Below are 20,650 nucleotides of genomic sequence, written 5' to 3'. Positions count from 1 at the left end.
GGTTGTAAAAACAAGATCAAAAGATCGCAGCCTTCGGCAGCCCCTACGAGGGTCGCGCAGCTCCCCTCTTGTCGCAAAACAAGAATAAGGAACCGTCATGTTCGATATCAGCACGTTCCCCAAAGCCGATGCCGTCCGCCGGGCTGCACAGTTGAGTCAGGACGACTATAAGCGCCTGTACCGTGAATCCATTGAACATCCCAGCACCTTCTGGGCCGAACAGGCCACACGATTCCTCGACTGGAGCACGCCGTGGCAGACCGTTCAGCGGTACGACCTGAAAACCGGTGACGCAAGCTGGTTTGCCGGCGGAAAGTTAAACGTCAGTTACAACTGCATCGATCGTCATCTGGAAAAGCGTGGCGATCAAACCGCGATCATCTGGGAAGGCGATGACCCCGCCGAATCCATCCAGATCACCTACAAAAAACTCCATCACAACGTCTGTCGACTGGCCAACGTGCTCAAAAGCCGTGGCGTGAAGAAAGGCGACCGCGTGTGCATCTACATGCCGATGATCCCCGAAGCCGCCTACGCCATGCTCGCCTGTGCGCGGATCGGCGCGATTCATTCGGTGGTGTTCGGCGGATTCTCCCCGGACTCACTGCGTGACCGGATCCTCGACGCCGACTGCCGCACCGTAATCACCGCCGATGAAGGCGTGCGCGGCGGTAAATTCGTGCCGCTCAAACAGAACGTCGACAAGGCCCTGCAAAGTTGTCCGCACGTCAGCAGTGTGATCGTGGTCGAGCACACCCAAAACCAGGTGAATTGGGTTGAAGACCGCGACCTCTGGTATCACCAGGCCCTGCGCGATGTCGGTGACGATTGCCCGCCAGAGCCGATGGACGCCGAAGACCCGCTGTTTATCCTCTACACCTCCGGCAGCACCGGCAAACCCAAAGGCGTGCTGCACACCACCGGCGGCTACCTGCTGCAAGCGGCAATGACCTTCAAATACGTGCTCGACTATCGCGACGGTGAAGTCTTCTGGTGCACCGCCGATGTCGGCTGGGTCACCGGCCACAGCTACATTGTCTATGGGCCGCTGGCCAATGGCGCGACCACGCTGATCTTCGAAGGCGTACCGAGCTACCCCAGCACCTCGCGCTTCTGGCAGGTGATCGACAAGCACCACGTGAACATCTTCTACACCGCCCCGACCGCCCTGCGCGCGTTGATGCGTGAAGGTTCCGGGCCGTTGAAGGAAACATCCCGCGAGAGCCTGCGCTTACTCGGTACTGTCGGTGAGCCGATTAACCCGGAAGCCTGGGAGTGGTATTTCAATACGGTCGGCGAGCAACGCTGCCCGATTGTCGATACCTGGTGGCAGACCGAAACCGGCGGCATCATGCTCAGCCCGCTGGTCAGCACCCAACGGGTCAAACCCGGTTGCGCCACCCAACCGATGTTCGGCGTACAACCGGTGTTACTCGATGAACAAGGCAAGGAAATAAAAGGCGCCGGCAGTGGCGTGCTGGCGATCAAGTCCAGCTGGCCGGGGCAGATCCGCAGCGTCTACGGCGATCCGAAACGGATGGTCGAAACCTACTTCAAACCCTACCCCGGCTACTACTTCACCGGCGATGGCGCGCGCCGCGACGAGGACGGCGATTACTGGATCACCGGGCGCATCGACGACGTGATCAACGTCTCCGGGCACCGCATCGGCACCGCCGAAGTGGAGAGCGCGCTGGTGCTGCACGACAGCATTGCCGAGGCCGCCGTGGTCGGTTACCCCCATGACATCAAAGGCCAGGGGATCTACGCCTTCGTTACACCCATGAACGGCGTCGACCCCAACGACGATCTGAAGAAAGAACTGCTGGCCCATGTCAGCCAGGAAATCGGCAGCTTCGCCAAACCGGACTTGATCCAGTGGGCCCCGGCCCTGCCGAAAACCCGTTCGGGCAAGATCATGCGACGGATCCTGCGCAAGATCGCCTGCAACGAACTGGACAGCCTCGGCGACACCTCGACCCTCGCCGACCCGAGCGTGGTGCAGGGCTTGATCGACAAACGCCTGAACTCGTAGATCGCTCGCGCAACCGCCGTTTGGCCGAGCCATTCGGCGGGTTGCGCAAGCAAGCCCGCTCCGATAGGTGATCTTCAGTGAACACGAAAATTGTGCCTCACCTAAATCCGCTGTGGGAGCGGGCTTGCTCGCGAAGACGGCGGCACAGTCACCACATCCCTCGCATTTGCCACCCAAACTCAAAGCCCAGAGCTGTTAAACTCCCGCGCCCCCAATTCCCTCCAGCAAGGCGCCCAGCATGTCTTCCTTGAATCAGGCGCTGTGCGCCGCCCTTGATCGTCGCCAGGACCTGCTCGCCGAGCTGCATCATCAAGGCACCGATTGCTATCGCCTGTTCCACGGCAGCCAGGAAGGTGCCGGCGGCTTGACCATCGACCGCTATGGCCCGCAACTGCTGGTGCAAAGCTTTCATCAGTCACTGGAGCGTGACGCCCTGCTGCAATTGCACGAAATCGTCAATCAACAGCTGGGCCTCGATAGCCTGCTGGTCTACAACGACCGCTCCCGCGGCAACTCGCGCATCGACCGCGAAGACACTGTGTACCGCGCCGACGAGGCCGCCCTGCAAGACTTGATCGGCCACGAATGGGGGCTGAACTACCGGGTTCGCGGGCGCCATGCCGGCCAGGATCCGTTGCTGTTTCTCGACCTGCGCAATGCCCGCGGCTGGGTCAAGGCGCACAGCAAAAACAAAAGTGTGCTGAACCTGTTTGCCTACACCTGTGGCGTCGGTCTCTGCGCTGCGGCCGGTGGTGCCAGCGAGGTGTGCAACCTGGACTTTGCCGAAGGTAACCTGGCGGTCGGCCGCGAGAACGGTCTGCTTAACCCGCAATTGCCGACCATGGAGTTCATCCAGTCCGATTACTTCCCGGCGATTCGTCAATTGGCCGGCCTGCCGATCAGCCAGCGTCGTGGGCAAAAACTGCCGAGCTATCAGCGCCTGGAGCCGCGTCAATACGATCTGGTGCTGCTCGATCCACCGGCCTGGGCCAAGAGTGCTTTCGGCACGGTCGACCTGTTGCGCGACTACCAGAGCCTGCTCAAACCGGCGCTGCTGACCACCGCCGACAACGGCGTGCTGATCTGCTGCAACAACCTGGCGAAGGTCAGCATGGACGATTGGCGTGAACAGGTTTTGCGCTGCGCAGAGAAGGCTGGTCGTCCGGTTCGCGAATGGACAGTGATGAAACCGGGCGGCGATTTCCCGTCAATGGATCAACAGCCACCGCTGAAAACGCTGATCCTGCAGCTCTGACAATCCACACCCGTTATCAGACAAATCCTATAAAGCGTGATTGCTTCGGAACCGCAAACGCATGCCATACTCCAAGGCACTCCGATTCCGACAGATGAAGCCACACATGCCCAAAGGATTGATCCGCGCTATCGGCGCCCTGTTAACAGCCCTGGCCCTTTACAGCCTGCTGGGGTTTCTGATTTTGCCGGGCATCGCGTTGCGGGTTGCCAACCAGCAATTGGCCAACTACGCCACGACGCCCGCGACGATTTCGCGGATCGAACTCAACCCGTTCAGCCTTGAAGTAACCCTTTGGGGCCTGATCATCGGCGAGCCGGGCAAGGAACAAGTGGGCTTCGAACGCCTGTACGCCAACCTGCAGATCGACAGCCTGTGGACCAAGGCGCTGCATCTGTCGGATATCGAACTGGACAAACCCAAGACCGAAATACTCTTCGGCAAGGACGGCCAGCTCAATCTTCTCGGGCTGTTCAAAATCCCCGCCAGCGAACCGACCCCGGTCGACCCGAACGCCAAACCCTTCCCGCTGCGCGTGGAGCGGATCAAACTGGCCGGCGGCTACCTGCATTTCGTAGATGCCCGGCCCAGCGAGCCCATCGAGTTCCTCTACGACAAACTCGATTTCGAGCTGAAGAACCTCAGCACCCTGCCCGACGACAACGCCGACATGACCCTGGTCGCGGTCGGCCCGGCCGGCGGGCAGATCGACTGGACCGGCAATTTCAGCCTGAGCCCGATCGCCTCTGAAGGTAAGCTGAGAATCACCGATGGCAAGATGAAATCCTTCTGGCCCTATGTGCGCGATGCTGTGCCACTGGTCCTGGAAAACGGCGTCCTGAACCTGAGCACCGACTACAAACTCAATCTGAACAAAGGCACCGAACTGCTGCTGGACAACGTCGCCGTCAGCGTCGCGCCTTTCGCCATCAAGGCGCCGGACGGCCGACCGCTGGCGAAGCTCGAACGTCTGGACATCAGCGACACCACCGTGGACCTGGCCAAGCAGCAAGTGGTGGTCGGCAAGATCCGCAGCCAGAAACTGGAAACCTGGGCAGCCCTCGAAGCCGATGGGCAACTCGATTGGCAAAAACTGTTCGCCAGCCAGCCATCCAAACAGGCGGCCAAAGCCAACGCCGAACCCACCAGCACACCCGCGGCAGCCGATTCACCGAAGCCCGAACCGACTGCGCCGAGCAAGCCCTGGCAGGTGCTGCTCAAAGACGTGCAACTGCGTAATTATCAGGTGCACCTGGCCGACCGCAAGGCACAACCCGCCGTAGCGCTGGAGCTCGGCCCGCTGAACCTGGACCTGCAGAATTTCGACAGCCTCAACGGCTCCCCTTTCAATCTCAAGCTCGACACGGGCGTGGGCAAGCAAGGCAAGATCATGGCGGACGGCACGGTCAATCTGGCCCCGATCAGCGCCAAACTGAACGTGCAGACCAGGGATATCGACCTGCGCGTCGCCCAGTCCTACATCAATCCGTTCATTCGCCTCGAACTGCGTAGCGGCATGCTGGGCAGTGATCTGGCGGTCGACTTGAAAAGCACCGAGCCGCTGGCGTTCAGCGTCACAGGCAAAGCCCAGATCGACCAGTTGCATACCCTCGACACTCTGAAAACCCGAGACTTCCTCAAGTGGCAACAGTTGGCGCTCGAAGGCCTGAACTATCAGCACGGCGACAGCCTGTCGATCGACAAGGTCAATCTGTTCCAGCCCTATGCGCGTTTCATGATCAACGATGACCGCACCACCAACATCGATGACCTGCTGATCCCGCAACCGGCCGACTCCGGCGCCAAGACCGCCGCGGCCAAACCGGCAGCCGGAAAAGAAAAACCGCTGGGCATCCACATCGGCGGCATTGCCATCAATGACGGTTCGGCAAACTTCGCCGACTTCAGCCTGACGCCGAACTTCGCCACGGCCGTCCAACAACTGAACGGGAACATCGGCACCATCGACAGCCGCCATGTAAAACCGGCCAACGTCGACGTCAAAGGCAAGGTCGACCGCTATGCGCCGGTGACCATCAAGGGCTCGGTCAACCCGTTCGACCCAATGGCCAGCCTGGACATCGCTACCAGTTTCAGACGGGTAGAACTGACGACCCTGACGCCCTATTCCGGCAAGTTCGCCGGTTACCGCATCCGCAAGGGCCGGCTCAATCTGGATCTGCATTACAAGATCACCAACGGTCAGCTCCTGGCCGAAAACAAAGTGGTGGTCGAGCAGCTGCAACTGGGTGAAAAAGTCGACAGTCCGGATGCAGTAAGCCTGCCGCTGAAACTGGCGATTGCCTTGCTCAAGGATGTCGACGGCAAGATTTCCATCGAACTGCCGGTGAGCGGCGACCTGAACAACCCGCAGTTCAGCATCATGCCGATCATCTGGCAGACCCTGCGCAATCTGATCGTGAAGGCGGCCGCGGCACCGTTCAAAATGATTGGCGGGCTGGTCAGCGGCGGTGGTTCAGAGGACTTGGGCACCGTGGCGTTTGCACCAGGTTCAAGTGACTTGAGCAAGGAAGCCGAAGCGACACTGATCAAATTGTCCCAGGCACTCAAGGAGCGTCCGGCCCTGCGTCTTGAAATCGAAGGCACTGCCGCCAAGAGCAGCGACGGCCCGCTGCTCGCCGAGCAACGCCTGGAACGGGAATACCAGTACAACTACTACAAAATGCTCCAGCGCCGCGGTGACAAGGTGCCGGCCCAGGCCACCATGCTGGAAGTGCCGGACAGCGAGAAAGGCCCGCTGCTCGAAGGAATCTACCGCACACGCCTCAAGATCCAGCCGCCCGCGGAATGGAAGGATCTGGGCAAGGAAGAACGCAACAAAAAAATGCGTGAAAGCGTGATCGGTTTCTGGAGCTCCAGCGAGGTTCTGTTGCGTCAGCTGGGCCAGGAACGGGCCAGCAGCATCAAGGACTACCTGGTGGACAAAGGGCAGCTGGCCGATGACCGCGTGTACTTCATCGACGCCAACCTCGGTGAGGCCGAAAGTGATGGCCGCGTGGTGACGGCCTTGCATCTGGATGCCGAGTGATGGGCGCGCAATGGCTTATAAGCCTGGCCCTGGTATTGGCTGCCGGCCAAGCCGCGGCGGCCGATACCCTGCGCTGCGGCAGTCAATTGATCAGCGTCGGGGACAGGTCCAGCGAAGTGCTGCAAAAATGCGGAGAGCCCGTCGCCCGCGACCTGCTTGGCTACAAGCGCAGCGCCAATCGACGGGAAGAGTTTCAGGTCGAAGAATGGACCTACGGGCCCAACAGCGGGATGTACCAGTACCTGCGCTTTGAAGGAAACCGATTGGTTCAAATCACCAGCAAACGCGGTAACTGAACTCGCGCCCACAGTTTTTTGCGTTGCTCCCAATAGAACAGGCCCCGACACGAATGTCGGGGCCTGTAACGGCCACGTCCATATGGCCTTTCGCATGAACTCTCAAAAAGCGACAGACGTATGACCTGGCCCGCCTGCCGCATCTTCTCCCGGTCCAGGCGAGAAGCCTTGCCTTACTCGGTTTTCAGGCCGTCAGCGGACACCGCTTTGACGCCTTTGATTTTCTTGGCGATGGCCACGGCGGTGGTTTTCTGAGCTTCAGTCAGCGCAACTGTGGACGACAGCGACACGACGCCTTTGTTGGTTTCAACTTTGATGTCGGTACCCGGGATGCCTTTTTCGGTCACCAGGTCTGCTTTGACTTTGGTCGTGATCCAGGTATCGGAAGTAGCTTCCTTGGCTTTGGTCACTTCACCGGCGGCCAGCGTCATGGGAGCCTGGGTGGTATGGCTGGTCTGGGCGAATGCAGCGTTGGCCATCGTCAGGGTCAGCGCGGTAGCAGTAGCGGCAGCGATAGCGAACTTTTTCATACGAGTAACTCCTGTTCTTCTGGAAAATCTGCTGCGTGTCGTCTTGTCAGCAGGGTTACCAGAGAGAGTGCGAACGCTGTGCCAACTAGCGACCTAAAAATAAATACCTATAAATCAACAACTTAATAAAAATTACATTTTTCGAAATCATGCAAAATGCATGAGTGCGACATTATCTACATGCAAGTTGCGGGTTTTAGCGCAGGCCTGCCTAAGGGCATGAATTGTCGGGGGTTTTCTGAATTATCGGATCGCCCCCAAATGACGAGCAAAAAAATGCCCCGTGTCGTGAGAACGGGGCACTGGGTATGCCTGGCAAAGTGAATCAGGTACCGCTGGCGGTGCAGCCTTTTGGACTGTACTCCGGCGCAACCGTGGTGCCACATGTCCAGCCACCGGCAAGGGTACGCGAAAGCGTAATGGTCTTGCTGAGCACAGGCCCTGGAGCATTGAGGATCGTGCAGGCAATAGTGCCCACACCGGTAGCGGTGGTACCCGATGCCGTAATCGTGCAGTTACCTGTAGTCGCCGTACCGCCGATCAAAGCGAGGGTAGGATCTGTGCCCTGATTCATAATGTCTTCGAAAGGCACCTTCAGTGCCGAGATTTCCGCAAGCGCAGCGGTGACCTTCGCCCGTGATTGGTACTTCGAATACTGCGGCAACGCAAACGTCGCCAGAATCCCGATGATCGCCACCACGATCAGCAGTTCGATCAGGGTAAAACCATTTTGATTTTTCATAGACAGGCTCCATGCATGAGTCGAAATCTCATGATCTGTACAGGGTGCAGCACAGGTCATGCCAAGTCGTATGCGCCCCTGCAGACTGGGCTCGGGATCACGACAAAGACCTTTCCTACTCCCAGATTCCGCAGTTTCTGACATTTTTTGTCACCTCACCTCGGCTGGTTTGGTTCCACTGTTTGACTAGGCTATAAGTCATTAACCGCCTGCGTCCGGAATCCCAATGAATGACATTGCCCTTAGCGGTCTGGCCAAGCAATTGGTGCTGGCCGAGCTGATCACTGATCAAAGTGCGCAACAGGCATATCAGCAAGCCCAACGCGATCGAGTCTCACTGGTCAGTTATCTGGTGCAAAACAAACTGCTGAAAAGCTGGCAGGTCGCCGAGGTGGCTTCGGAGCATTTCGGCATGGCCCTGCTGGACCTCAACTGCCTGGAAAAAGACACCCAGCCCAAGGGGCTGGTCAGCGAAAAACTGATCCGCCAGCACCACGCCCTCCCCCTCTGGCGACGCGGCAACAAACTGTTCGTGGGGGTTTCCGATCCGAGCAATCAACAGGTCATCAACGACATCCAGTTCAGTACCGGGCTGAACACCGAAGCCATCCTGGTCGAAGAAGACAAGCTCAGCGACGCCATCGAAAAATTCTTCGACAGCCACGCCACCGGCCTGGAAGAGATGGCCGATGTCGACCTCGACGGTCTGGACATCGAGTCGGTCGACGACCAGAAACAGGACGCCATCGCCGGGCAGGACACCGATGATGCGCCCGTGGTGCGCTTCGTCCACAAGATGTTGCTCGATGCGATCAAGAGCGGTTCTTCCGACCTGCATTTCGAACCCTACGAAAAAACCTACCGCGTGCGGATGCGCACCGATGGCATCCTGCATGAAGTCGCCAAGCCACCCACGCAACTGGCCAACCGCATTGCTTCCCGGCTCAAAGTCATGGCCAGTCTCGACATCTCCGAGCGGCGCAAACCCCAGGACGGGCGGATCAAGATGCGCCTGTCCAAGAGCAAGTCCATCGACTTCCGGGTCAACACCCTGCCGACCCTGTGGGGCGAAAAAGTGGTAATCCGGATCCTCGATCCGTCCAGCGCGCAAATGGGCATCGATGCCCTCGGCTATGAGCCGGAGCAGAAAGACCTGTACATGGCCGCCCTCAAGCAACCACAGGGGATGATCCTGGTGACCGGGCCCACCGGTTCAGGCAAGACCGTGTCGCTCTATACCGGGCTGAACATACTCAACACCGTCGACATCAACATCTCCACTGCCGAAGACCCGGTGGAAATCAACATGGAGGGCATCAACCAGGTCAACGTCAATCCCAGGCAGGGAATGGATTTCGCCCAAGCGTTGCGCTCGTTTCTGCGCCAGGACCCGGACGTGATCATGGTCGGCGAAATCCGCGACCTCGAAACTGCCGAAATTGCCATCAAGGCCGCCCAGACCGGGCACATGGTGCTTTCCACCCTGCACACCAACAGCGCCGCGCAAACCCTGACCCGCCTGCACAACATGGGGATTCAGGGCTTCAACATTGCGACCTCGGTCAGCCTGATCATTGCCCAGCGCCTGGCGCGCAAGTTGTGCAGCCATTGCAAGAAACCCATCGAGATTCCCCGCGAGACGCTGCTCAAGGAAGGCTTCCCCGAGGAACGCATCGGCTCGTTCACGATCTATGAACCGGTCGGCTGCAATCAATGCAACGCCGGCTACAAAGGGCGAGTGGGGATTTATGAAGTGGTAAAGAACACCCCTGACCTGCAACGGCTGATCATGGCCGAAGGCAATTCACTGGAGATCGACCTCCAGATGCGTAAGGACGGCTTCAACGACCTGCGCACCTCGGGCTTGCTCAAGGCCATGCAAGGCATCACCAGCCTTGAAGAAATCAACCGGGTCACGAAGGACTGAATATGGCGGTCAAAGCAGCGAAAATCAGCGTGTATGCCTGGGAGGGCACAGATCGCAAAGGCGCGAGAATGACCGGCGAGTTGACCGGTCAAAATCCCGCGCTGATCAAGGCCCAGTTGCGCAAGCAGGGCATCAACCCGGGCAAGGTGCGGAAAAAGTCCACGTCCATTTTCAGTGCTGGTAAGCGCATCAAACCCTTGGACATTGCCCTGTTTACCCGGCAGATGGCGACCATGATGAAAGCCGGCGTACCGCTGCTGCAATCGTTCGAGATCATCGGCGAAGGCTTCGATAACCCGAACATGCGCAAGTTGGTGGACGAGGTGAAACAGGAAGTCGCGGCCGGTAACAGCTTCGCTGCGGCCCTGCGCAAAAAGCCCCAGTATTTCGACGAGCTGTACTGCAACCTGGTGGATGCCGGCGAGCAGGCCGGTGCCCTGGATACCCTGCTGGAACGGGTGGCGACCTACAAGGAAAAGAGCGAAAGCCTCAAGGCCAAGATCAAGAAAGCCATGACCTACCCGCTGGCCGTGGTGTTCGTCGCAATCATTGTGACCGGCATTCTGCTGGTCAAGGTTGTGCCGCAATTCCAGTCGGTATTCTCGGGGTTCGGCGCCGAACTGCCGGCGTTCACCGTGATGGTCATCGGCTTGTCGGAGTTCATGCAGGACTGGTGGTGGATGATACTCGGCGTGTTGGCTGGGGGGATCTTCGGCCTGCGCCATGCCTTCAAGAATTCCCCGGGCTTTCGCGACCGGACGGACACCTGGCTGCTGAAACTGCCGTTGGTTGGCGCGCTCATGTACAAGTCCGCCGTGGCCCGTTACGCCCGCACCCTGTCGACGACGTTTGCCGCCGGCGTGCCACTGGTCGAAGCCCTGGAGTCAGTGGCGGGCGCGACCGGCAATATCGTGTTCAAGCGAGCGGTGTTGCGCATCAAGCAGGACGTTTCGACCGGCATGCAGCTGAATTTTTCCATGCGTACCTCCGGTATCTTTCCGACCATGGCGATCCAGATGACGGCCATTGGCGAAGAGTCCGGCGCGCTGGACGACATGCTCGACAAGGTCGCGAGTTTCTACGAGGCCGAGGTGGACAACATGGTCGATAACCTGACCAGCCTGATGGAACCCTTCATCATGGTGGTGCTGGGGGTTATCGTCGGCGGGCTGGTAGTTGCAATGTACCTGCCCATCTTCCAACTCGGCTCAGCGGTCTGATATGTCCTTGAACGAATTTCTGAGCCTCAACCCGCTGGCCTTTGTGATTACCGCAGGGCTGATCGGCCTGCTGATCGGCAGTTTTCTCAACGTGGTGGTCTGGCGCCTGCCGAAAATGCTCGAGCGTGAATGGCGCCTGCAGGCCCATGACGTACTGGACTTGCCAGCCGAAGCCCCCGGCCCGACCTACAACCTGATATTGCCCCACTCCGAGTGTCCTCACTGCGGCCATCGGATTCGAGTGTGGGAGAACATTCCAATACTCAGTTATCTGTTTTTACGTGGGCGATGCTCGAGCTGCGCAGCGCCGATCAGTAAACGTTACCCGCTGACCGAACTGGCCTGCGGCCTGCTGTCGGCGTTCGTCGCCTGGCATTTCGGTTTCGGCTGGCAGGCCTGCATGGTGCTGGTCCTGAGTTGGGGCCTGCTGGCGATGAGCCTGATCGATGCCGAACATCAACTGTTGCCGGACGTACTGGTGATGCCATTGATGTGGTTGGGACTGGTCCTCAACAGCTTCGGGCTCTTCGTATCACTGCATGACGCGTTCTGGGGCGCGGTGGCCGGCTACATGGCGCTGTGGACGGTGTTCTGGCTGTTCAAGCTGGTCACCGGCAAGGACGGCATCGGTTACGGTGACTTCAAGCTCCTGGCGATGCTCGGCGCCTGGGGCGGCTGGCAGATCCTGCCCATGACCATTCTGCTGTCATCGCTGGTAGGGGCCATTCTCGGGGTGATTTTGCTGCGCCTGCGGGATGCGAAAACCTCGACGCCGCTACCCTTTGGACCCTATCTGGCCATTGCCGGCTGGATTGCCTTGCTCTGGGGTGGTCAAATAACCGGCTTCTATTGGCAGTTTGTCGGTTTGAAATGAATACCCCTGTGGAAAAACCCTGGATTCTCGGCCTGACCGGCGGCATCGGCAGCGGCAAAAGCGCGGCCGCGCAGCACTTCATCGACCTCGGCGTGCACGTGGTCGACGCCGATCATGCGGCTCGCTGGGTGGTCGAACCCGGTCGCCCGGCACTGGCAAAAATCGCCGAGCACTTTGGCCCCGGCGTGTTGCAAGCCGATGGCCAGCTGGATCGTGCAGCCCTGCGCAAGCTGATCTTCGAGGTGCCGGAAGAACGCCGCTGGCTCGAAGCGCTACTGCATCCGTTGATCGCCGAGGAAATCGCCCATCATCTGGCCAAGGCACAATCGCCTTACGCGATTCTGGTTTCGCCGCTGCTGATCGAGTCCGGGCAGTACGCCATGACCCAACGGGTCCTGGTGATCGATGCCCCGGAACAGTTACAGATCGAACGCACCCTGCAGCGTGACCAGACCAGCGAACAGCAAGTCCAGGCGATCCTCAAGGCTCAGTCCAGCCGACAGGACCGCTTGAGCCATGCCGACGATGTGGTGGTCAACGACCGCGACCTCGCCTGGCTGCACAGCGAGGTCGAACGCCTGCATCACTTTTACCTTACTTTGCGTGGAGGCCAGTCATGAGCCAAACCCCGACCGTCGAATGCCCAACCTGTGGCGCCCCTGTCGAATGGAGCCCCGAGAGCAAGTTCCGGCCGTTCTGTTCGGACCGTTGCAAACTGATCGACTTGGGCGCCTGGGCGTCGGAAGAACACAAGATCCCGGTGCCCCCTGATGCCGAGGACGAGATGTTCAGCGGCGACTTCGACCCGCGTCACTGATCCCGGCCATCAGGGCCGCATAAAGCCATAGTCCTGGCCCTCGTCGAGGTTCTCGGCGAGAAACCGCAACTCATCGGCCAGGTCTTCGATATTGCGCACTGCCTTGCTCTGCTGCACCACCGCACTGAGCAAGGCGCGCAGGCTCAACCCCGGATCGAAGCCCACCTCTTGCGCCACATCCAGACTCTGACGCAACTCCTGCCTGGCCCACTCGTAGACACTCATTTCGATGCTCCTGAAGGTTTTCCGAAGCATGGATTCGTCAACGTTTTTTGGATTTGATGTGGATCAAGATTTGGGATCGTCATCTTTCCAGGGCGCCGATAGATAGCGCGTGCGATTGAACGTCTCCAGCCATTCTGGGCAAAACACCACCAACGCGCTGACCACCATGCCGTTGATGAACGCTTCCGGAAAAATCAGCAGCCAAAGGTAACCGACAAAGTCTTCCAGCCAGTACGGCATGACGAATCGCTCGTCGTACCACAGCAGCGTGAGCGTCAGGATCAGGCACAACAAGGCCGACAGCGCAGCGGCAAAAAAACCGGAACAGAAGATGTACACGAAGGGATTACGTGGCTGCGCGCGCTCCACCAGGATGGCGCAGCACTCGGTGACCAGCACCGGCAGCAGGATCAGCAGAGCGCCATTGACCCCGACAGCGGCCAGGTCCTGACGCCCGAGCAACACCAAGCCCACCTGCGCGACCAACCCGCCGACAATCGCCAACGGCCAATCCAGTAGTAAGGTCACGGCGGTCATGCCGATGAAGTGATAGGACACACCGGTATCGAAGTCCCGTCGCACCAGCCACAGCATGAACAGCGCAAACACCGTACCGAACAACAGATGCTGGCGGCGGCTGTCGCTGAACAGTTCGACCCATGGCGCTCGTGCAATTGCCCAGATCAGCGCCGGTATATAGATCAGCCAACCCACCGTCAGGGTTTCGGATGACAGTAACTCGGCACCGATCATGGCTGGGCACACTCCTTTGTCTTACCAGAAGAGAACAGGTCATCAGTCTACACCGGCCTTTACTCCCTTCGACTTCGGGTTGGTATACACATTTGTACCGGCCCCGGGGGGGCTCCACGATTGGGTACATATCCATTTCTGCGGTAACGACCACCTAGGGTTCCGCCCTTACGGCGGGTCACTTTCGAAAAGCGCGAAAGTAACCAAAGCGCTTTGCCCCGCCATTCGGTGCCTCGCTTAGGCTCGGCATACCCTCACTCCGGCATTGCTCCGGGGGCCCGCCGCCATCGGCCATCCATGGCCGGGGGCGGCTACCGCGGCATCCCTGCCGCGGTGCCCCCTGCGCAATACCTGCGTTCGGCCTCTGGGAAAGGGGCAGACAGATCAAGATCAAAAGCCAAAGCAACAGCAACAGCAACAGCAACAGCAACAGCAACAGCAACAGCAACAGCAACAGCAACAGCAACAGCAACAGATCGCAGCCTTCGGCAGCTCTTACAGGGAAACGCGTTATCTTGAAGTCAGGCCGGCTGGTAGGCCGCCTCGCTTTTGCTTTTGCGGTGCACGCCCCCTCGAGAGGCCGAGTGGAGGTTCTGCGCAGTGGGCAACCCGGCATGGATGCCGGGTTAGCCGCCCCCGGCCATGGATGGCCGATGGCGGCGGGCCCACGGAGCAGGACCGGAGCGAGGGCACCCTGAGCCTAGGCGAAGGGCCGAACGAAAGGGGCAAGAGCCTTTGGTTACTTTGGGCTTTTCAAAGTGACTCGCTGTAAGAGCGAAACCGCCAGCCGGCACTACCGCAGAAACGGATATGCACACAATCAACAGCGATTGTTACATTTCTCGCAAGACTGAATCAGACCCAGCCCCCTTTATCGCCCACAGGCAAAGACTAAAATTCAGACACTGGAACCCACACAGAGCACAGAAAAATGAAAACCCTGACCAGCCTGTTCCTGACCCTCGCCGCCACCTCGGCCCTGGCCGCCAACGAGCCAGCCGCTGCCACCCCGTACAACCCGGCACAACCACTGGACATCGCCAAGGTCGTTTCAGTGACAGACACCGCAACCGCCTGCGGAGTCGTGCCAGCGACCATGGAATATATCGACCATCAGGGCCAGACCCATCGCGTGACGTACGAAGTCATGGGCAACTGCACCACCGATCTGTGATCGCTCCGGTCATAACAACTTCCATGTGTAGCTGAGAATCAGGCGGTTCTCGTCAATATCACTGCGGTAGTTGGAGCGCGCCATGGCGTTGCGCACGCGGATCCCGAGGCCTTTGAGGCTGCCGCTTTGCAACACATAGCCGATGTCCAGATCGCGCTCGCGGTCCTTACCTTCAAACCCCTTGCCGGCGTCGACGTTATTGCCGGTGATGTAACGCACGGTGCTGGTCAGCCCCGGCACACCGAGGGCGGCGAAGTCGTAGTCGTAACGCGCCTGCCAGGAACGCTCGTCGGTGTAGGCAAACTCGTAGGTCGGCACCTCGTTGCCCAGCGGTGAGATGTTGGCAAACACTCGCGGGAAGGCGCTGTCGCCGAACATACCCTGATAGCCGACATAAAACGTGTGACCGCCGCGCTTGGCCGACAGCAAAGAGAAGAACGCCCGGTTGTCGATGTTGCCCAGTAATTTTTTGCCGTCCTCGCGCGAATCGTAATAGCCAAGGTTGGCGCCCAGGGTCCAGTCACCCAACGGCTCGCTGTGCTTGAAGCCGAGAAAACGCTGGTTGTAGATATCCTCCAATTGCCCGAACCAGGCACTGACCGAGCTGCGTTTATCATTGAACGCGTAGTCGGCGCCGGCAAAGTTGAAACCATCGCTGCTGACCTGACGCTGGGGTACATGACCGAGCATGGCTTGCATCTTTTCATCGCCAGCCTCGTTGCGCAGGCTGGTCGAACTCAAATGACCGCCCTGTAAGGTCAGGCCTTCGATCTCATTGGAGCTGATGCTTGCGCCCTGATAGCTGGGCGGCAGCAGACGGATATCGCTGAAGGCCAGCACCGGCAGGTTGGGTTGCAGCTCACCCACCTTCAATTCGGTCTTGGAGTAACGCACCTTCAGCGCGCCCCCCAGACGACTGTATTCATTCGCCGCGCGTCCATCATTGCGCACCGGCAACAAACCGGTATTGACCCGGTCCGGGCTGCTGTCGAGTTTGAGGCCGAGCAGGCCAATGACATCCACACCAAAACCGAGAGGACCCTGGGTATAACCGGATTTGACGTTGAGAATGAAGCCCTGTGCCCACTCTTCGGCCTTCGACTGTTTATTGGCCCCGACGATGTCGGAGAAGTCCCGGCTGAAGTAGTAATTGCGCGCTTGCAAGGTGGCGGTGCTGTCTTCGATGAAGCCGCCCTCGGCGGCCACCGCACCGGTGGAGAAACTCGAGACGACAGCGATGGACAACACTGACCCGGTTGTTGGAAAAATCTGTTTCATCGTTTTTTCTCTTATTTTTATTGATCGACAGGTTGAAGTGCTTCAGTCGCAGCATTTGCGCTGCGAGCGATGGGACGCCGGGCGTTTAACAACCAGTGGGTGACCATGCCGAAAATCAGTCCCCAGAAAGCGGCAGACAACCCAAACAGCGACATGCCCGAGGCGGTGGTGAGAAAGGTCACCAGTGCGGCTTCACGATCACTCGGCACCGCCATTGCGCCAGCCAGTGCCCCGGCGATCGCGGAGAACAGCGCCAGCCCGGCCAGGGCCGCGATCAACTCCTTGGGAAACGCCGAAAACAACGAAACCAGCGTGGCGCCGAAGATCCCCAGCACCAAATAACAGAGACCGCCCACCACCCCGGCCACATAGCGTTTGCCCGGGTTTTCATGGGCCTCGCGACCGGTACAGATGGCGGCGGTAATCGCCGCCAGATTCAGCCCGTGACAACCGAACGGCGCCAACAGCGCAGTGCCCAACGCACTGCTGGCGATGATCGGGCCGGCGGGCGTTGCGTAGCCGCTGGCGCGCAGCACCGCCATGCCGGGGACAAACTGGCCGGTCAGCGCCACCATCACCAGCGGCAAGGCGATATTCAGCGTCGCGCTCAAACTGAACGCAGGCGTGATCCACACTGGCGTGGCCAAACCGATCACCAGCGCTTCGCGGTGCAAATCACCGGCGAGAAACGCGATGGAACAGCCCACCAGCAGCACCATCAACACCGCATAACGCGGCATCACCCGTTTGCAGATCAGGTACGTGGCAAACATCGCCAGCACCAGCTGCGGCTTGCCTTGCAACGAGACGAACAACCCGGTGCCGAAACTGAACAGAATCCCCGCCAGCATCGCCGCCGCAATCGCCGCGGGCAGTTTGCCGATGATCCGGTCAAATGCCCCCGACACCCCGACCAGGAAGATAATCAGGCTGCTGACCAGGTACGCGCCCACCGCTTCGGGCATGGATATTCCAGGCAACAACGCCACCAGCAACGCCGAGCCCGGCGCCGACCACGCAATGATCACCGGCACCCGGCAACGCAAGCTCAAACCGATACCGAGCACGGCGCTGCCGATGGAAATCGCCCAGACCCACGACGACAGCACTTCTCGCGAGAGGTGCGCGGTTTCGGCGGCTTGAAAGATGATCACCAAGGGGCCCGCGTAGGAAATCACCGTCGCGATAAATCCGGCGACGGCAGCCGACAAGGAAAAATCCCGGAATAACGCTTTCATGAAACGTCGCCGACAGACCCGTCACGCGAACCATGGCGCAGGCCCGACAGCACATGTTTGGTGCTGCGCTGACTGCTGATCGCGAACACGGTCATGGCAATGGCGGCCACCGCACCGGGCAAGGCAAACGCCATGAAGTTCAGTTGCAGCGGCAGGCTGATCCCCAGCAAGGCACCGCCCAGCAGCGGGCCGACGATGGCGCCGTTGCGGCCGATGCCCGACGCCCAGCCCAAACCGGTGGAGCGAATGGCCATGGAGTAGAACTGCGCGGCGCAGGCGTACAGCAGAATCTGCGAGCCGATGGTGGTGGCGCCAGCGATGGCGATCAGCAGGTACAACACCGGCATCGGACTGTTGAAGCCAAGCAAGGTGATCGATACGGCTGCACCGGCGAAGAACACCGCCAACACGCGCGGCAGGTTGAGTTTGTCACCCAGCACACCGCCGCCGACCGCGCCGAAAATGGCGCCAAAGTTGAGCACCAGCAGGAACGACAGGCTCGAGCCCAGGCTGTAACCGGCGTTTGCCATCAGTTTCGGCAGCCAGGAACTCAAGGCGTAGACCATCAGCAAGCAGCAGAAAAACGCCAGCCACAGCATCAGCGTGCGCAGCGCCCGCCCCTCACGAAACAACTGCAACACCGGGGTGCCGCTGCCCTTCACTTCGCTCATGTGCAGCTGATCGCCGGTTTGCGCGATGTACGCCGGATCGACTCGCTGGAGAATGTTGCGCGCCTCTTCATTGCGCCCCTGACGCAGCATGAAGCCCACCGATTCAGGCAGGAAGTACATGATCAACGGCAACAGCAGCAACGGCAGCACCGCCACGTAAAACACCGACTGCCAGCCAAAACTTGGGATCAGCACGATGCCGAGCCCCGCCGAGAGCATGCCGCCCACCGAGTAGCCGCTGAACATGATCGCCACCAGCGTGCTGCGGATTTTCTTCGGCGCGTATTCGTTCATCAGCGCCACGACGTTGGGCATCACCCCGCCAATGCCCAGCCCGGCAATGAACCGACAGAGGCCAAACTCGGTGGGGTTACTGGCAAAACCGTTGAGCACGGTAAAACCGCTGAACAGCATCACGCACAGGGTGATGGCTTTTTTACGACCGATCTTGTCTGACAGCGGGCCGAAAAACAGCGCGCCGAACATCATTCCAAACAGTGCATAACTTCCCAGTGCGCCGGCTTGCAGAGGACTGAGCCCCCACTCTTTCATCAGCATCGGCAACACCACGCCGTAGATCACCAAATCGTAACCGTCGAAAATGATGATCAGGGCGCACCAGAACAGCACCATCCAGTGAAAGCGGTTGAATCGTGCCTTGTCGATAACCTCATGTACGTCAATCTTGCGCATGGCATCTATCTCTTGTTGTTGTTTTTTTAAGAGTCGGTAACGCGGCTAACGTCCGTACAGCCGAGGGTAAAGTCGCCAGGCACGGGGCAATATCCGCTTTGCGCAGATCGCTATCCGTTTTGTGCACCGCCCGGAACCGGGCGTTGGGCGGGGAAAGAGGGTCTTGAATCAGAGAAACCTGTGGCGAGGAGCACGTCTATGCTGGATTTACCCGGCTCATGCCTTTGCTCCTATAGGAGGAAAAATCGATGGTTCCCACGCCCATTTCCGAAAAGGCTTTTTCCCGAGGTCTGCTCGATGTACTGATTCGTGCCGGGTTGATCGCCGTTCTGGTGGTTTTCTGCTTCCAGATATTCAGTCCATTCCTCGATCTGATGCTGTGGTCGATAATCCTGGCAATCACCCTCTACCCGTCACAAGTCAGGTTCAAAGGCGCGCTGGGAAACAAGGATGGGCTCAGCGCGACGCTGATTGTGCTGATCGCCATCTGCATCCTTATGGTGCCTGCCTATTTGTTGGGAACCTCGATTGCAGACTCCGTGGAACGGGCGATAAGCATGGTCAAAAGTGACAGTTTCCATATCCCCCCTCCGTCCGACGCGGTGGCCGGCTGGCCACTTGTGGGCAAACCCCTTCATGGCTTATGGACACAAGCTGTCACCAACCTGCCCGACCTGTTACAGAAGTTCATACCGCAAATCAAAGGTGTCAGCCTCTCCCTGCTGAGCAAGCTGGCGGGGGCCGGCATGGGGCTCCTTTTATTTATCTTTGCCCTGATTATTGCCGGTATTTTTTTAGCCTATGGTGAAAGTGGCCACCGCAGCGCAGTGCAAATCGCTTCGCGCTTCTGCGGCCCGGTCAAGGGACCGAAAATCACCGAGCTGTGCACCGCGACCATCCGGGCAGTGGCGTTGGGCGTGGTTGGCATCGCCTTCATCCAGATGCTGTTGATCGGCATCGGCTTTGTGTCCATGGGCATCCCCGGCGCAGGTCTTCTCGCCTTGGCGGTGCTGATTATCGGCATCATGCAATTACCGGCCACCCTGATTACCCTTCCGGTCATCGTCTACGTCTTCGCGAACGAAGGTGCCAGTACGGCGACCATTGTGTTTGCCATCTATGTCTTCGTTGCGGGCCTGGTCGATAACGTCCTCAAGCCGTTGCTGCTAGGTCGAGGTGTCGATGTGCCAATGCCGGTGGTGCTGATCGGTGCCTTGGGCGGCATGGTCACGAGCGGTATCCTCGGCCTGTTTATCGGCCCTGTGATATTGGCGGTCGGTTATCGGCTGTTCTGGCAATGGGTGGATGATCAAGCGCAAGAACCCGGGACAGACCGCCAGGGACCGACCTGACACGTCTTCCGAGGATATCGCCATGCTGTTGAATCTACTCGCCGGTCTCCCTGTGATGCTGTTCTGCCTGCTGATGCAAGCCGTTTTCATAACTATCTGTTTGCGCCATTACGTGCATTTCAGGCATACCCATCCAAATCGTGAATCGCAATGGCTGAATATCCTGTTGCTGTCGATGGTCATGGTGCTGATGTTGCTCGGCAATTTCGTGCAGATCGCCATCTGGGCCACCCTGTTCATGTTGCTCGACGAATTCGACGAATTCGCCACTGCGCTCTATCACTCGGCAGTCAACTTCGCCACGCTGGGCTATGGCGATATCATCATGTCCCCACGCTGGCGTCTGCTTGGCCCACTGGAAGCAGCCAACGGCATCCTGATGTTTGGTGTCTCTACCTCAGTCATGACCGCTGCGGTGATGGATGTCATCAAACACAGCATGGAAAGGCTACAACAGCGCGAACACCTATAGGTACGTCAGAAAAAGCAGGTAAGGTTCTATCTGAAGAAATCGCGACAGC

Annotated in this window: 19 protein-coding genes; 12 read left to right on the top strand and 7 right to left on the bottom strand. The window is 59.1% G+C overall.

From position 1 onward, the window contains the following. Window positions 1–97 precede the first annotated feature (97 nt). The 4 genes from acs (at window position 98) to ACEN8R_RS28585 (ending at window position 6,635) form a co-directional block, all read left to right on the top strand. The gene (acs, locus tag ACEN8R_RS28600) at window positions 98–2,035 is read left to right on the top strand and encodes an acetate--CoA ligase (protein ID WP_018930195.1); all 1,938 of its coding nucleotides are present in this window, start codon (window positions 98–100) and stop codon (window positions 2,033–2,035) included. Between the two features lie 238 nt (window positions 2,036–2,273). Further along, window positions 2,274–3,290 carry a class I SAM-dependent rRNA methyltransferase gene (locus tag ACEN8R_RS28595; protein ID WP_018930194.1) on the top strand — a complete coding sequence of 339 codons (1,017 nt, stop codon included), beginning with the start codon at window positions 2,274–2,276 and terminating at the stop codon, window positions 3,288–3,290. A gap of 61 nt (window positions 3,291–3,351) precedes the next feature. Beyond that, window positions 3,352–6,339: a DUF748 domain-containing protein gene (locus ACEN8R_RS28590; protein ID WP_258612688.1), complete on the top strand. Its 2,988-nt coding sequence runs from the start codon at window positions 3,352–3,354 to the stop codon at window positions 6,337–6,339. Then, window positions 6,339–6,635, top strand: coding sequence for a DUF2845 domain-containing protein (locus ACEN8R_RS28585; protein WP_258612689.1), 297 nt, complete (start codon window positions 6,339–6,341; stop codon window positions 6,633–6,635). The genes ACEN8R_RS28590 and ACEN8R_RS28585 overlap by 1 nt, the downstream gene beginning before the upstream one ends. Window positions 6,636–6,808: 173 nt before the next feature. Here ACEN8R_RS28585 and ACEN8R_RS28580 read toward each other — a convergent pair whose 3' ends face one another. Together ACEN8R_RS28580 and ACEN8R_RS28575 are read right to left on the bottom strand one after the other, a co-directional pair. Then, window positions 6,809–7,165 carry a BON domain-containing protein gene (locus ACEN8R_RS28580; protein WP_018930191.1) on the bottom strand — a complete coding sequence of 119 codons (357 nt, stop codon included), beginning with the start codon at window positions 7,163–7,165 and terminating at the stop codon, window positions 6,809–6,811. A gap of 325 nt (window positions 7,166–7,490) precedes the next feature. Next, complete coding sequence (locus ACEN8R_RS28575) at window positions 7,491–7,907, bottom strand: pilin (protein ID WP_018930190.1); 417 nt, start codon at window positions 7,905–7,907, stop codon at window positions 7,491–7,493. Between the two features lie 226 nt (window positions 7,908–8,133). Between ACEN8R_RS28575 and pilB the strand changes: the two genes are divergently transcribed. From pilB to yacG, 5 genes are read left to right on the top strand one after another with little or no spacing between them, the layout of a single operon-like run. Further along, window positions 8,134–9,834: a type IV-A pilus assembly ATPase PilB gene (pilB, locus tag ACEN8R_RS28570; RefSeq protein WP_495624511.1), complete on the top strand. Its 1,701-nt coding sequence runs from the start codon at window positions 8,134–8,136 to the stop codon at window positions 9,832–9,834. A 2-nt stretch (window positions 9,835–9,836) separates the two neighbouring features. After that, entirely contained in the window at window positions 9,837–11,054 is a 1,218-nt protein-coding gene (locus ACEN8R_RS28565) for a type II secretion system F family protein (protein ID WP_495624510.1), read from the top strand. A gap of 1 nt (window position 11,055) precedes the next feature. Then, window positions 11,056–11,928: a prepilin peptidase gene (locus ACEN8R_RS28560; RefSeq protein ID WP_019582873.1), complete on the top strand. Its 873-nt coding sequence runs from the start codon at window positions 11,056–11,058 to the stop codon at window positions 11,926–11,928. After that, window positions 11,925–12,548, top strand: coding sequence for a dephospho-CoA kinase (gene coaE, locus ACEN8R_RS28555; protein WP_026286732.1), 624 nt, complete (start codon window positions 11,925–11,927; stop codon window positions 12,546–12,548). The genes ACEN8R_RS28560 and coaE overlap by 4 nt, the downstream gene beginning before the upstream one ends. Then, window positions 12,545–12,745 (top strand): DNA gyrase inhibitor YacG, encoded by a 201-nt coding sequence (gene yacG, locus ACEN8R_RS28550; RefSeq protein WP_018930185.1) that lies wholly within the window; start codon window positions 12,545–12,547, stop codon window positions 12,743–12,745. Before coaE ends, yacG begins: the two co-directional genes overlap by 4 nt. A 9-nt stretch (window positions 12,746–12,754) precedes the next feature. Here the strand turns inward: yacG and ACEN8R_RS28545 are convergent, their stop codons facing one another. Together ACEN8R_RS28545 and ACEN8R_RS28540 are read right to left on the bottom strand one after the other, a co-directional pair. Continuing rightward, complete coding sequence (locus ACEN8R_RS28545) at window positions 12,755–12,970, bottom strand: hypothetical protein (RefSeq protein ID WP_007938959.1); 216 nt, start codon at window positions 12,968–12,970, stop codon at window positions 12,755–12,757. A gap of 63 nt (window positions 12,971–13,033) precedes the next feature. Further along, window positions 13,034–13,723, bottom strand: coding sequence for an energy-coupling factor ABC transporter permease (locus ACEN8R_RS28540; protein WP_018930184.1), 690 nt, complete (start codon window positions 13,721–13,723; stop codon window positions 13,034–13,036). A 931-nt stretch (window positions 13,724–14,654) separates the two neighbouring features. Between ACEN8R_RS28540 and ACEN8R_RS28535 the strand changes: the two genes are divergently transcribed. Then, entirely contained in the window at window positions 14,655–14,897 is a 243-nt protein-coding gene (locus ACEN8R_RS28535; RefSeq protein WP_018930181.1) for a DUF2790 domain-containing protein, read from the top strand. A gap of 9 nt (window positions 14,898–14,906) precedes the next feature. On the opposite strand, the gene ACEN8R_RS28530 is transcribed toward ACEN8R_RS28535, so the two are convergent. From ACEN8R_RS28530 to ACEN8R_RS28520, 3 genes are read right to left on the bottom strand one after another with little or no spacing between them, the layout of a single operon-like run. Then, window positions 14,907–16,175, bottom strand: a complete 1,269-nt coding sequence (locus ACEN8R_RS28530) for an OprD family porin (RefSeq protein ID WP_018930180.1) — start codon at window positions 16,173–16,175, stop codon at window positions 14,907–14,909. Window positions 16,176–16,192: 17 nt separating this feature from the next. Then, complete coding sequence (locus ACEN8R_RS28525; RefSeq protein WP_018930179.1) at window positions 16,193–17,413, bottom strand: benzoate/H(+) symporter BenE family transporter; 1,221 nt, start codon at window positions 17,411–17,413, stop codon at window positions 16,193–16,195. Further along, window positions 17,410–18,777: an aromatic acid/H+ symport family MFS transporter gene (locus tag ACEN8R_RS28520; RefSeq protein ID WP_018930178.1), complete on the bottom strand. Its 1,368-nt coding sequence runs from the start codon at window positions 18,775–18,777 to the stop codon at window positions 17,410–17,412. Before ACEN8R_RS28520 ends, ACEN8R_RS28525 begins: the two co-directional genes overlap by 4 nt. Window positions 18,778–19,025: 248 nt before the next feature. Between ACEN8R_RS28520 and ACEN8R_RS28515 the strand changes: the two genes are divergently transcribed. Continuing rightward, window positions 19,026–20,129, top strand: a complete 1,104-nt coding sequence (locus ACEN8R_RS28515) for an AI-2E family transporter (RefSeq protein ID WP_018930177.1) — start codon at window positions 19,026–19,028, stop codon at window positions 20,127–20,129. Between the two features lie 22 nt (window positions 20,130–20,151). After that, window positions 20,152–20,601 carry a potassium channel family protein gene (locus ACEN8R_RS28510; protein ID WP_018930176.1) on the top strand — a complete coding sequence of 150 codons (450 nt, stop codon included), beginning with the start codon at window positions 20,152–20,154 and terminating at the stop codon, window positions 20,599–20,601. The last annotated feature ends 49 nt before the right edge of the window (window positions 20,602–20,650 follow it).

The sequence above is a fragment of the Pseudomonas sp. Pseusp15 genome, assembly GCF_059492165.1.
This window is presented reverse-complemented; position numbering and strand designations above follow the sequence as displayed.